General features: G+C 45.9%; 6 protein-coding genes. 1 reads left to right on the top strand and 5 read right to left on the bottom strand.

Translation table 11 applies throughout. The features are described 5' to 3' along the window. The first annotated feature begins 985 nt into the window (after window positions 1-985). On the top strand, window positions 986-2,257 hold the full coding sequence (locus tag D3H65_RS24455; RefSeq protein ID WP_119052823.1) for a hypothetical protein: 1,272 nt from the start codon (window positions 986-988) through the stop codon (window positions 2,255-2,257). A gap of 606 nt (window positions 2,258-2,863) precedes the next feature. On the opposite strand, the gene D3H65_RS24450 is transcribed toward D3H65_RS24455, so the two are convergent. From D3H65_RS24450 to D3H65_RS24425, 5 genes are all read right to left on the bottom strand, one after another. Next, complete coding sequence (locus tag D3H65_RS24450) at window positions 2,864-3,256, bottom strand: Imm8 family immunity protein (protein WP_119052822.1); 393 nt, start codon at window positions 3,254-3,256, stop codon at window positions 2,864-2,866. 10 nt (window positions 3,257-3,266) lie between these two features. Beyond that, window positions 3,267-3,836: an RHS repeat-associated core domain-containing protein gene (locus tag D3H65_RS24445; RefSeq protein ID WP_119052821.1), complete on the bottom strand. Its 570-nt coding sequence runs from the start codon at window positions 3,834-3,836 to the stop codon at window positions 3,267-3,269. After that, window positions 3,821-4,132: a hypothetical protein gene (locus D3H65_RS24440; protein WP_119052820.1), complete on the bottom strand. Its 312-nt coding sequence runs from the start codon at window positions 4,130-4,132 to the stop codon at window positions 3,821-3,823. Before D3H65_RS24440 ends, D3H65_RS24445 begins: the two co-directional genes overlap by 16 nt. 153 nt (window positions 4,133-4,285) lie before the next feature. Beyond that, a complete protein-coding gene (locus tag D3H65_RS33590; RefSeq protein WP_119052819.1) occupies window positions 4,286-4,600 on the bottom strand; it encodes an IS1 family transposase in 315 nt (104 codons plus the stop codon). A gap of 934 nt (window positions 4,601-5,534) precedes the next feature. After that, a complete protein-coding gene (locus D3H65_RS24425; RefSeq protein ID WP_162915796.1) occupies window positions 5,535-14,555 on the bottom strand; it encodes a LamG-like jellyroll fold domain-containing protein in 9,021 nt (3,006 codons plus the stop codon). Between the last annotated feature and the right edge of the window lie 2 nt (window positions 14,556-14,557).

Below are 14,557 nucleotides of genomic sequence, written 5' to 3'. Positions count from 1 at the left end.
GCCTGGCGTGCCAGCCACCAGGCAAAAAAGGACAAGGGTCCGGATGCAGCGGGGAATGAAAGGCAGGATTTGGCCGGGATGAGGAGCTACGATGTAAAAGTCGAAGCTGTTAGGGTCTAACGGTTGTGTAGTTTATTTTTAAACATCTAAATGAATGAAAAGTACAGGGGAGTATGTAATCACCTATATTGATCTGATATTTGTATGGAATGGCCCCGTTCGAGAGAGCGGGGTCATTTTTAAATCGCGGATTGGTGGATTATACGGATTTCGCGGATCTGTGGGATGGCATGGACATTAGCTTTCCCAGTCTGTTAATGGCATACTAGTAAACTCTCCCAGCTGTACTACAACTCAGCTTTAAGCAATCTGCTTCTATTTTAGTCAGTGGTCAGTTTATTGAAGCATATTTCGTAGATTGTATAAGGAAGTAATTCTTATGCGTTACCTGTCTGATTTCAATTCTTCTGATTCGATCAAACCCGCCAGGGGCCAGCATTTGCCAATTGGCAACCATACAAACCAGCACTGCGCCTGCATTTGAGTAATGAACTGATACTATTGCTCCACTATTCCTTTACTGTTGCTTTACTGCTGACCCGGACTTGACCACGGAGAACCCAGGACTTACCCGGGAACTACTATGGCCCTGATGGGGCGTGTACCACCCGTTGATCAGAGAATGATATGGGAAACAGCCGGGGGCTGCTCTGCGGAAAGCCATTTCTGCGGAGTGGGCTACCTGCCGCCTGGGGCGGGCGCATCGCCGGTGTTACCGTTCATCAAGGGGTGTCCCTGGTCTTGTCACAGGGTGTCCCTGATGGTATCCCAATGTACTAGGCACGGGTACTGTGGAGCTGTAATTTTAGTCTGTACAAGATTTAACAATTCATTGCGACATCAAGTGACAGGATGGATCAAGGTACGACGGTGACCATTTTGTAACGGTGAGCAATGATAGTACATTCAATAAAAATCAACGTGTATGGCCAGGTATGTATCGAATATAGAGATCCATGGATCGATTGGAGGACAAACTTACTTTACGAATGCGTATGGCAAGCAGGTAAAGGAGAAAGGAAGCCCCAGTGCACATGCCATGAAGTATGGCGCCAACTTCCTCAATACGCGGCGCAATGCGGCGGAGTTCGGACGTGCTGCGGCGGCCTCGAAGCTCTTTCGCCAGGCGATGGGGCCGGTGTTGGCTGGTGTGAACAATCAGCGTTTGAGTAGCCGCATGACTGGTTGGCTGCATGATGTGATCATGGGTGATCGCGTACATGACAAGGGCGAGCGGACGATGAGCGCGGGGGACTTTTCGGGGCTGGCAGGATTTGAATTCCATGTGGACAGGGAACTGAATGATGTGCTGCCTTTCAATACTGGTAATCATCTTTGCCGGGAAGCAGGTAAAGTGAAAATTGATATCCCGGCATTCCGGCTGCGGAAGAAGAAAAGCATACCGGCGGAAGCTACGCATTACCGGTTGGTAAGCTGCCTGCTGACAATCGATTTTGACAAGAGAAAGTTTACACGGGACATACAGGAAGGGCCGCTTTGTGTGATGGGACGTGCAGCAGGGGCTGGCTTTTGTGTGGAGCAGGAAATTCCGCCAGTGGATGCGCAAGGCTGTTTCTGGCTGGTGGGCATTTCGTTTTACCAACTGGTGGGTGAAACAGTTAAGCTAGTGAAGGGAGGTACGATGCGAGTGGTGGAGTGGATTGGAAAAGGCAACGAGGCATCGAGGCAAGAAGGCAACGAGGAGGAGATTATGGTGACGGAAATAGAAAAAGGGCCGGAGCCCTTACTGATAGACGCAACCGGGCACGGGAGGCAAGGCCTGCCGGCAAGTGCTGACCATGAGGATGCGGCCTTTGTACTGCCTTTCAAAGGCCGCCTGACGCGAAGGGCCAACAACAAAAACGGTGCACTGCTCAATGCCTACGAGCGAGCAGGAAGTGGAAGCGACGAGGTAATACTTCATAACAAAACAATTAAAAATGAAAAAATAACAGCAAAAGCTGCCTGCAGTATTCAATGCGGCATGAGCGCAAGGCCAAAAAGGAAGCGGAATAAATGCGCGGATTGCATCAGCCGATATTCCCCGCAGAAGTTGGTGCGGGATCCATGGATGCTGACTGGTACTGAAGCTTTATGCCGAACCGTTTTTGGCGACCATGGGGTGGGGCTAGTGGCGAGGGGTAAATGGCGAGTGGTGCTGAAGGGAAGTCGTCGTTGCCTGGGTTTACGGATATGAGTTGGTGAAGATGTATTTTCAATGGATGGGTGATTGGGGGAGGCGCAGCTGTGCGCAGCCAGGGGCCGGCATGCCGCATTATTTTTGCTGGCGGGTTTTTGATGTTTTGTGATGAAGTTGCCGAGAGCTGCTACCGGATAGAGTGGGTCTGAGAGTAGTGACTGGTGAAGTTGATGCTTATGTGGCGGCTTAGAAACCAGGTGTAAGTATGGCTTGTCATAACACAACAACCATACAGCTCTATGCTTTTATTGTTTATATAGTACTGTCAGATATACTACATTATATCTCCTATTCATTTCGGATCAACAGATCTACCCAGTACATAACGGAAAAAATTATGAGGTCCACCTAACAAAAAAACGCTGATATTACCAGCGGTCGAGATATTTTATTCAGGCACAAGTCCCCTGCCGCACAGAGCTCGGCTGCATACTTGCACCAGTTAGGGGACTGTTTTAAATAAACAAGGGAAACATCTCTACTTCCCTTGAATGGATGATAACAAAAAAGGACTGGCTCAATGCCAATCCTTTAGGTATTTAAAATTTACGCAGGTGACAAGTTGTATACTGCCCAAGTTGTACACTGCTGTCCCTTAGTATGTCATAATTTATTTAACTCATATTCATCGTCCTGATACTGCCAATCAAAAAATATCATTGCTTTCTTTATTACTTCGTTTTCATTTTTTCCAACAATGGTTTCTAATTTCTCCTTAATAATTGCCTTTAAGGATTCCTTGTCAAACGTGTCCACAACTGCAATATGAGGAAAATAGCTAATGATATTAATACTATTGTCTCTGATTTTTTCAAAATATGAACCAATTCCCTTAGGTGTTCCGATAGTGATGCTGAAATATGTCAAATCATCAATCTCTAACTCTTCAATATTAGTGTTTTCGAAGGTATAAAATATGGCTAGTGAACAACAAAACTCGTCGCTAGTTATATTAAAGGTTTCGAACAAAAAATCTACTACTCTTAATTTTTTCATATAATGTTATTTATTGCCTTTCCGCATTGTAATTAAACTTTGCATCGCTGTTGACATGAGTATTAGATATGTGTGCTTTTGCCTCTGAAGATTTTGATGTCCAAGAGTATTCTGACGAGGTTCGTTGCAAGAAGTTGGCTTGTACAGATCCCTCTGCAACTCCTCCGGTTTTATAAGCAGGAGGTCTATATAGCTTTAATCCATCAGAACTTTCCCAGCCAATAAATCTTCCACCTTCAGCATATATCTTTTTGGCGTTTTTTCCAACAAATGCCATTCCCGCTTCCATTATATTACTGAGCTTGTGAACTCCATTTAATCCATTGTTAACACCACTGGATGCAATGGTTCTAACGTTGTGAAGGATGGACATATTATCTGCAAACTGACACGGTGTATACCAAGGATATTGCTTCGTCAACGGATCCACACTCAAAAACCTCCCCACCCTCGGATCATAAATCCGCATACCATAATCCTGCTGGTTCTGCCATCCCTTCACTTCATTATCTGCTTCCTTTCCATTGAAGCCAAAACGGTAATTGACCCCGGTGCTACTGGTACCTACCCTACTAACCATCCCAAAAGGATAATAGTCATTGGCACTCGCAAGAGGGCATCCACATTGCCCAGAATATCATAGGTATAAAAAGTGGCTTGGTTATGGGCAGAAGGATTGCTGTTTTCTGTATAAGTCACATAGCTCACCCGGTTGCGTATATTCCTTTGGGCTATTACAGTACTGGGATCAGGTGCTCCAATAAAACCGCTATAAGGCAGGTCATATATGGTTTGAGTGATCTGCTCCCGCCGGTTATTGAGGTTTAACAACCAACTATCCAGCATGACAGGGTTACGGCTCACGGCATTGGCCATGGCACTGTTGGCGCTGGTGTTATTAGCTGTCCTACTTCGGTAAAACCTATTGAATAGCTATCTGCAGTATCACTATTCAGCCCCCGTTGTTTCACTCACTGCACCAGCTTTACCGCTATTCAGCTTCCATACTTCAAAGAACTACCAGTTACCTTATTGCCATGCATATAATTTGAAGCAGGCTTCCAGCATGGCCTGACTCTTGCTGTAACAGATTGTCTTGCGGGATAATCTTTTCAAATGGGTACGCAGTGTATGATTCCTGCGCTCTATATTATTCGTTTTGTATTGGAAGGTCCGGTGTAGGTTTTCCGGTATCACTGCGGTAAAGATATTCAGCTTATCGGTATATATTCCTTGGGGCGACAGCTTTAGTAATGTTTTTATGATCTTGTTTATATTCCCCTTACTCCCGGACCCGCAAATAAAATCTATCACCTGTTTGGTCTTTCTGTTGATGGCATACATGATATAACAAGGATTGCTTTTCTGCCTACATAAGTATATAGCTCATCTACTTCATATACCTGTTTGGTTTCCTCATAAACAGGCACTTTCACCTGTCCAGCACTCCTTTCCATCCGCCTTTGAACTGAAGACTTGGGAATTGTTAATACCCGACCGATTGAACGAATACTTACTCCCTCTTTATTCAATAGGGCAACCTGATCATCCGTCAGACTGGTGTATTTTTTATTCCTGTAAATCTCCCGCTGGTCCCGGAAACAATGCCTGCATTTATACCGCTGCACGCCATTATAAAAACCTTTCCTGACACAACTTCCTTTGCAATAGTTACATTCCATATTTCCAGGCTCCAATCGGTACACGATAGATTTTACAACTCAATATAGTAGCCATTTTCCGGCCGATCAGCATATTGGAGACCTTTCTATCCACAGCTTTTTCACCCCTCAACAGCAAAGGAGTTGACTGTAAATCAACTCCTTTACATATTTTATTTTCCTGCAAGCACCAATCGGTACACTACCACCTTATCCTTCCAATGTGTATTATTTCTTAAGAAAAGAATCAACAGCTTGCCTCTGTTTTATCAGAGAATCCTCTTTGTTGCAATTCTCGAATGCCAATTTGCAGCAATTTGCTTCGATATAATTGTAAAACCTTAAATTAAAACCCGCTGAACTATCTCTAAGGCCTTTCGGCAAGAAGACCATATATCTTCCATAAGTTGATTCAATATAATTAATTCTAAAATAACGATTTGACTGCAGTAACGATCCATCACAAATTGTTTTTGCAGCAAGAAAATCCTTACTTGTACTATTACTTTTTAGACAATCACAATAGCTTTTAGCAACCTCCTCTGCATCAAATTCACTGCTTCTGCATGATATTAAGAATATAGCACTAAGGAAAATAAAAATTTTAGTCGCCATTATTAATGATTATAAGTGGTTTTATCGTTACTTGACTGAGCTTTTTCTTTCTGCTGATACGGCTTCGGGAGCACTTTCTTTTCATCACGATTCTCTATAACCACAGGATCTCCTAATTGACCAGAACTCAATGGAGCTGTTTTAGCAAACCTCCAATAAAAGCTATTTTTATTAAAGCTATTAATCGTTAAACCGAAAGAAGGGCTACCATATCTACCACGCTCACTACTGCTATATTTATTCATCAAAGCCTTATCTAATGCATTTAATTCCATATCAGCAATATTGGGATGCCTATAAGAAAATCTCTGTCCAAATGCATTTTCTTCAAATGTTGCACCTTTTTCATAGTAATAGTTATTTGCTTCGCAACAATTATATTTCCATTTTCCCCAATGCGTCGCCTCATGCATTATAACTGTGCTAACAATAAACATATTAGTTCCTATTTCCTTATCATCACCTTTTTTGATCGCAGCCTCAAGCGCTTCTAAGCTAAAATAGCTAATAGCCAAATTATCTGCATAAGCCGCTGGAGCTTCAGACCACTCACCTTCAGGAGCAGGTTCAGCAAATCGTGAGAGCATATTTGATTTAATTTCTTTGGAAGGTCTTGTCGGGGTAATCCAAGGCCCACTTCCAAACGTAACCATTTCATCAAATGCTTTTTCTCCTTCCGCATTACTACTAAATCCAATCGTTTTAACCCAAGCAGCTTTGACTTGAGGGTTATCTTTAAGAAGCGGTAAATAATACTGCAACACTCTTGTTAAACTTGGATATTTTTTTGCAAAATAAGGAGAGATTTTAAAGTAACCATCAAAATCTGTAAGCATAATAGGAGAATTACCAGCATAACTATAATTGCTTTCTCCGGAATAGCTTCTTGACATAGGATCTGTGCTCAAAAACCTCCCCACCCTTGGATCATAAATCCGCATCCCGTAGTCCAACTGATTCTGCCAACCCTTCACCTCATTATCTGCTTCCTTTCCATTGAAGCCAAACCGGTAATTGACCCCGGTACTGCTGGTACCAACCCGGCTAACCATCCCAAAAGGATAATAGTCATTGGCACTCACCATATCGGGCTCGTAATAGTCTATCGCAGTCCCTATACCCCCTGAAGATACACCAAACTTTTTATCGGAGATGGTGGTGAGCACGTTGCCCAGGTGGTTCGACAGTTCATATTGCCGCCAGCCGCGCTCAAGATAGCCACCACTGTAGAACTGACGGCTTACAGGGCCGCCATCCACACCACCACCAAAGGCATACGTACCTAGCCGGCTGCTGCCATAGATATTTTGTTCAAACAGGGTTAGGTTCAGGTTTTGTAAGGTTGTCGTATCCACACTGCCACTGGCCTTATAGGTTGCCACCAGATTACCCTGGGCATCACGCACATACCAGGTAAAGTCTTTAACAGTACTGCCGGCCTTTTCTACCACTTTACTGATGCGATTGCCCTGTGCATCATAGGAATATGCTATGCGCGTAGTATTCACCTTATCGGCAGCAATGGCATTACGTGTTATTTCCGCGATCTTACCGTATACGGTCCATTTGATGTTGGTAATTTTTTCCTGTTTGTCCTGGATCAGGTTCCCTATTTCGTCATACACATAGTTACTGCTGTCTACATGTCCATCTATATCTGTGATTATTTCCCAGCTATTGGACCCATACCTGTTGGCATCTACTTTATCGTCAATCCGCTTTAACTGGTTGCCGGCCGGATAATACTGATAGGTCAGGTCATCCATGAGGTTATCAAACTCCCCGCCCGCATTGCGGCGGTAGGTAGTGATATTGCCATTGGCATCATAAGTTACGCGCTCACGGAACATATTGGAAGTAGCCAATCCTGCATAACTGTTGGAAGTGGGGTTAAAACTTTTATACACATCCTGCCGTGTTAACCGGTTGAGCTGATCGTACTTGTACACATTCAGCTGCGCAGGCTCCGCTCCTTCAAACCTGCGGATATAAGTAGCCATACTACTGATATTGCCGTTGTACAAGGGCCGGTACATACTGTCGGGCAATCCACCGGTGGTGAGGCCATAATACTTAGGAAACGGTGTTACTGTACTATTGATAGGTGCATATTCACCTCCAAAATAGTTGAGGTTAAAGCCCAGGGCATCGCGGGCAACATACTGGTTGATGCTTCCCGTGCGCCCGTCACCACCCATATCATGGGTAGCTGTAGAACCGGTGCTGTTCATCCCTTTCAGCCAACCTTGAAGTGTATAGGCATAGTCTATACCTTGTACCAATTGATCACCGATCACTGTACGGGCCAAAGGTCCGTGGCGGTAATATTCGTAGCGGGCATCTTTTTCCCATACGAGACTATCATTACTGGTTTCCACCAAAATAAGCCTATTCTCCGCATCATAGGAATAGCGGTGCAGCCACATATCATTCCAACCATTCTGGTACAGCATCATATTCACCTTGCCGCTGATCAGGTCATACTGGTACGCGAACTTCTTACGGGGATTGCCGTTGCGGTTCATCATGTTGTAGGTAGCGAGTGTGCCACAAGTACCGCAACCATAATCCTGCAAGAGGGTATCCACATTACCCAGTATATCATAGGTATAAAAAGTGGCCTGGTTATGGGCAGAAGGATTGCTATTTTCTGTATAGGTAATATAGCTCACCCGGTTACGGATATTCCTTTGGGCTATTACGGTACTGGGATCAGGTGCCCCAATAAAACCGCTATAAGGCAGGTCATAGATGGTTTGGGTGATCTGCTCCCGCCGGTTATTGAGGTTTAACAACCAGGTATCCAGCATGGCAGGGTTACGACTCACAGCATTGGCCATGGTGCCGTTGGCGCTGGTATTTTTCATCTGACCCACTTCAGTAATACGGCCAAGGGGATCGTATTTGGTATAGCTGTACAGCCTGTCCTGGTCATTGCTGCTGCCTGCCGATCTTTGTTTGGCATTCTGCGATATTGCCAGTCTGCCCAGCCTGTCGTACCAGAAATTGGTAAGACCCCCATCCGGAGATGTCTGGGTCACGACCTGGTTGAGGGAATTGTACTTGTATTGGGTGAGCAAACCATGGGCTGGCTTCAGCACCTGCCGGTTTCGACGGGCGGTCTTTACAGAGTCACTATAACTGGCTGCCCAGGCAAATTTGCTTACATCGACACCCTGCGGAGAAATGGTCTTCACCAGGTTGCCTGCCTGGTCATAATAATACAGGGTATAGTGATATTCACTGATGGGCTGATCTACGGTAAAGCTTTCGGTATACCGGGCATTGAGGCATTTGGCCAGGTAACGGTTGTCGAAGCTGTTGATCAATGAATCGCGGTACGCCTCATACAACAGGGTTCCTTTGGATACCGCAAACAAGGTAGAGTCATCACAAGGAGAATGCTGGACCAAGGCTGCTGGCGGAAATACCGGCTCTGTGCGGCCGCACAGGGTGTTTACAGGTTCATATTCAGGGCAATCACCCAGCAGCGTGCCACAGGTACTATTGTAGATAGCCTGAATTTGATTATAGCTGTAATTATTACTGGTACGCTGGTTGAAATATTTTACAAAGCCGGGTTGACAACCATTACAATCTGCAGCAGGTATAGGCCGTGCTAAATTATGCGGATCATCAAATTCCTCTTTGTACAAATACCTTCCGGTAGTATCATAGATCCTGATATAATCAACTTCTCCTTTCTGCGCGTATTGCAAAAGTGTCCACCAATAGAGTTTTGTCATGGGCGCATCCAGTGTAGCAGTACCCTGGAGCGCGGTATCTATATAGTAACTGAACTGCCGCTTGCGGAACTGTAATCTTACTGTTCGCCAATTATCCAGCGGGAGGTGGGGCACATACAATGGGGTGCAAACTGCTTTGGGATCGCCCTGGTGGGTACAAATAGCCGATCCATTGCCAGCTGTAAGTTTGAGTGAGACCAATATGCTGCCCGATTTAGCAGGGTCGGAATATAAACTGATCCACCAGGAATCATTATAACCATTAGGGATGACCAGGCTATCGGGTAATTTTAACCGCGTTTCAAATGTAAATCCTGCCGAATCAAGGCAAAGTGTATCCTTTACTCTATCATAATCTACATACTTGTAAGGGGCCGCATCGGGCAATGTATCTGTATAATAGTTCGGCAGCTTCAGTACCCCATTCTTAACGACCTCACCCAACGGCACACCTACTTTATAATAGGTAGTACCTCCAAAATTAATCTTCCAGTTGGTGGTATCGGCGCCGCTGGCATCGAGGTGGGGAATACCCCCATAGGTGTTATAATCATTAAGGATGGCTTGCAAAGAGTCACAAACTACGGTGCTGCTTCCTCCTGTGCAGGCACAGGTATTGGACACTCCTACGGGATCTGCACCGATATAGGATATTTGTTTCGGGGAAAGCCATACGGGGTCCAACACATCTTTGGCGGGCGAACTGCCGAGGTAGCCATCGTTGCGCAGCCTTGTGTCGGTAATAGAATAATCAATGATGGCTTGTGTGCAGGTGTCTTTACTACGCAACAAATAATAAGCTGCGAGGTTGGGCTGGGGTGAAAGCCTTACATTGAGATTAGCGGCAATCTGGGCCGGGGTGCGGGCTGTATTCCAAACCCTTACTTCATCAATCCAGCCGTTGAAGCCGACCAGGGGATTGGGGGCGGCTCCTGTTGAATCCAGTCCGATATACCAGGGGCCTGTAGTTGTGATATTGCGTTGGGAAGGCGGCGTGGTCAGGGTTCCTGAGCAATTGGCTGCATAGGGCACCTTAATGCCATCTACATAAAAACCCAATGAATCTCCCTGCCGGGATACTGCCACCTGGTGTGGTTTGCCATCGTATAAATCAATGCCTGCGGTATGGCTGGTCATGTAATTATAACAGCCTTGCAACTGGATCAATAACTGACCATTGCTTAATATGAACATGAATCCATCTCCGGTGGTTCCGCCACTTTGCGTACGGTTGGTGAGAATGGCATTAAACGGACTATTGGCCTTGGGCTTTATCCTTGCCTCCAAAGTGAAATCGCCGGTTCCCAGCCGCAAACGGTTATTGCGAACAGGGATGGTTACCCTTTTTTTACCGACATTACCATCGAATGCCAGCGCCAAATTGCAGTACTTATCGGAAGTGGTAGTGCAGGTAGCTATGAAATCAAGGTATTCGGCTGTCTTTTTTCCAAAACCAAGATTGGTGTTCATGAACCTTTCAAACAAGGTATTGTATATGCGCTGCAGGCTATCTGCATCATCATAGGATGGAACGGCCTGTGGAAACTGCTGCCTGAATTTTGTGTATAATGTATCTATACCAACACAGGTTACACACAACTCTTCACCACCGCCACACTGCAACACGGGGGGTAGGCTGAGGGGCTGCTTGAGGAAACTGCAATTGATCTCCCCGCTACAGGCTTTGCGCAGGGTATCCAACACTCCATCATAAATTCTGGTGTGAGTAGTACGATAGATGTAATCACCAAAGCTGGCATCAATGCCTGCCACCTGGTATTTGGTATAAAGATTACTGATGGTAGCGCATTCGCAGCTATCGGGTTTTTGCATGATGGGTTTATCATAAAGGATGGGCTGGTTTTCATAAGGCCTTGGGGCTGTAAGCAGGTATACATTACAAGTAGTATTGTAATTGCTGCCGGCATAGGCCTTAATAACCTGCTCAAAATTCCTGTCGAGGTTGGTGCTGGATGGTTTTACGGTACTGACGCCAAATAAATGATTTTCATCGCCGCCTTCTTTACATACCTGTATGAGCTTGTTGATAATAGCTACAGAGTCGCTTTGGCTAAAGCTACATGGCTTTAACTCCTGCCACCATTGCATGGCATAGGCGCGGCAGTTGTCGAGGATAAAAGAGTTTATGCTGTCTTTGCCCTCTGCCTGATCATCAACCAGGCCAGTTAACTGGCCTGCTGCTGCCATGGCGGGGCTCATAAAAGTAACAGCATGGCCGGAAGCAAAAAGACGTCCATAATATCCTGGTTCATTCTTTATCCCTTCAGCGTAAGCATTAAGCTGGGCATCCATGATCTCCCTTTTCTTTTGCAGGTATATTTCCCTGAAATACCGCCAGGCGATATCCAGTTCGCCGGAACAGGAGGCATCTATCGTGAAGGCCTGGTTGATGTTGGAGTAAGATTGCCGGCATGTTTCGTCCTTATCCGGACAATGGGCCATAATGGTGGCAAAAGACCAGGCATTGATATTGGGTTCGCCCTGCAGTTTGACCGCATTGAACAGGGAATCCTGCATAGCAGTCTTTGCAGTAGTAAGGAGGTTGGTAAACAGTGGATCTGCCTGAAGGGGTTGATGTGTATATTTTGCGTTGGCAGGAAGACCGGTAAAGCTGGCCGGGTTGAGGTAGCCCCTGGCAAGCGCTTCCTGGTAGGTTTCGGTATTTTCAAAGGTCAGGTCCCACTCATGGCTTGCTTTCCACTGCTCAAAAAGCATCAATTTGGCGTATTCAGGATGCAGGGTAAGTAAAGTATTGGCCCAGGACTTTTTGAACTCGCGTGAGAAATCAACTACGCTCAGGCTCTGGGGATTCAATGGATCGCTAAATCCGTTTCCATCCAGGTAGGAAAGATTCTGGTATGGCCGGTTGCCATTCGCATTGGCCAGGAATACTGAATATCCATCGGTTGGTTTTTCCGGATCAGCATACTGGCCATCAGGGGCGGTAACATCAGCCAGCATCTGGTCGCGGTAGCTTTTATCAAGACTTCTCCCTTTACAAAGCTCCTCGCAATCTGCCGACAATTTATTCCAGGCCAACAGGGCCGCAGGCCGGTAAGCAGCCGAATCAGCAACAGCAATTCCCATTTGCTGCATATAATTGGGACGGAAGGTTTCCCAGGTACCCAGGGCAGTATTGCAGGAAGCGCAGGAAGGTTGACATTGCATATTCAACGCGGCTTTCTGCTCGGCAATGAACTGATCCAATGTTTTGCAGGTATTGCGACGCAGAAAAATGTTTCGGTAGGTATCCATTGCTTTTTTGCGGATGGTCAACTTCTTAGCCACCAGGTAGTTTCCTTCGCGCAGGTAAACAGACTGGTCTACACCCGGGAAGGGTGTATTGGCATTACAGGTGGTATCAATGGTGAGGTTGCTGGCTGTAATTTTATAAGGGAGCCCGCCGGGCAGGGTAGAATTGTTGCACTCGTCGGTAATAGTTATTTCAAGGTCGTAGCTGCAGTCGTAACAAATGTCGATATTCCCACAGTCCTTAATATTAATACTATCGGGTAATAAAGAATACTTGAAACGATGATCTCCCGCCCTGGTTACTACCAGGCCTTTACTTGATTCTATGCTGGTACCATTGATAATATTGGTAGTACTATCGATCAGCTTTTTAGTAAAATAGAAGGGTTTATTGGAAGCCAGGGTATCCATTTTGGTTACCGGCTTGCCAGCCAGTGCGGTGGCAATGGTGCGGCCATGCATGTCGACATAGCTGATGCTGTACTGGCCATTGGCATCGCGCACCATGTTCTTAAAATAGTGGGAGGCATTGCCCACTTCGGTACCGAAGAGCACATCCAGCTCTTCCTGATCGGCAGCACTGTAAAAATAGCGGGTAGCCCTGCCGGAATCTATCTGAAAATCGGCCCCTACGCCGCTTTGCAGGCTAATGCGGCTTGTATTGTCGGGTGTATAACGTGTTTCAGCAAAGGGAAAACCTTTGGCATCGGGTATGTATTTATGAAAACTGGTATTGACAAGGGGGTTGGAGGGAGAATAATATTTAGAAGCTCCGCTGAGGGTGCCCATGGCCGGCGCACCCTGCTTGCAATAGCAGGAATCGACCAGCAATCCATCGTACCTATCTTTATCATATTCGGTACCGTTGACAGGCAAGTTAAAATTGGGTGTGTATTTTATAAGGCTGCTGAGGGAGGGGGTTGGCAATACCTGTATGGCCGGGCGCCCCTGGTAATCGTACAAAGTTTCGGCAACCAGGGTAGTATCGGTGGTATTGTCTTTGGTAACTGTTTGCCGGTTGCGTAATGAACCATCAAAATATTGGACAACGGCCTTCCGCTTGCCCTCTTCTGCAAAGCTGGTAGTAGCCTGCCAGTTCAATTTATTCTCATGCCCTGTGAAAGGATAATCGCCCAGGGTGGTGCTCCATATGGATTCAATCCGTTGGTTATTGGCTTTGGTTTGTACGGCCCTAACCCGGTAAAAAAGATGACCACTACCATCATACAGCAGTGGGATCAAATAGCGGCTTTGGGTAATGCTTACCCTGGTAGCATTGTTGTTAAAGATCTTCAAGGCATCAAAATTGACTGTGCTGCCCGGCATGTAATAATTGGCGATGGCCGAATCATCGATATAGGTCCATTCGAGGTCGTATTCATCAGCTGCACGCTGGCTATTCCAGGATACATCCAATTCTCCCTTATCTGTATTGTAGACGGGGGTATTTAATGTTGATACGGCGTTGTTGGTACAATCGAAGGCATATTCGCGTGTTACAAACAGCTCATTCTCCAGCATCAGTGAATTCTCCACATCTGCCAGGTTACCGCTGACCACTGTCATATTGGTGATCTTTACCTGTGCCTGGTGACCGCCGGTAAAAGTATAGAATGCCTTTGGCGTATAGCGGCCGTTCTTATAACTTTTGATATTGAGAGAAATGACACCAGAGGAATCGGATACGGGGCTGCTGCCCACATTACGGATAAAATATACTTTGAAACTTACGGTGATCTCAAATGTATCCGGCAGTTTAAGGTTGGCGAATTCATTGACCTTGAAGGTAACGAGGTTGCGGACCTTGAAGGTCGTTTGCAGCGGCTTCAAGGTGCTGTTGAAATAAACGGTATCCTTCACCAAATTGGAGGAATCCTTACGCAGCTGGTTGCCTTTGAGGGGCCTGGCCGAATAAGGCTCATTGCTGGCAAAGGCCATCCCCGGTAATGATAAGCCGGCGATCAGCAACAGGATAAAGGCTGTAATATTTTGTAAGCGTTTCATGC

Origin of the sequence: Paraflavitalea soli (assembly GCF_003555545.1) — a bacterium.
GTDB classification, from domain to species: Bacteria; Bacteroidota; Bacteroidia; order Chitinophagales; family Chitinophagaceae; genus Paraflavitalea; species Paraflavitalea soli.
The sequence above is the reverse complement of the archived record's forward strand: the minus strand, read 5'-3'. Positions and strand labels throughout refer to the sequence as shown.

Coding starts and splice junctions, on each gene's coding strand:
- D3H65_RS24445 (WP_119052821.1), bottom strand. CDS start 3,836: ATGGTTAGTAGGGTAGGTACCAGTAGCACCGGGGTCAATTACCGTTTT.
- D3H65_RS24450 (WP_119052822.1), bottom strand. CDS start 3,256: ATGAAAAAATTAAGAGTAGTAGATTTTTTGTTCGAAACCTTTAATATA.
- D3H65_RS24440 (WP_119052820.1), bottom strand. CDS start 4,132: ATGGCCAATGCCGTGAGCCGTAACCCTGTCATGCTGGATAGTTGGTTG.
- D3H65_RS24455 (WP_119052823.1), top strand. CDS start 986: ATGGCCAGGTATGTATCGAATATAGAGATCCATGGATCGATTGGAGGA.
- D3H65_RS33590 (WP_119052819.1), bottom strand. CDS start 4,600: ATGTATGCCATCAACAGAAAGACCAAACAGGTGATAGATTTTATTTGC.
- D3H65_RS24425 (WP_162915796.1), bottom strand. CDS start 14,555: ATGAAACGCTTACAAAATATTACAGCCTTTATCCTGTTGCTGATCGCC.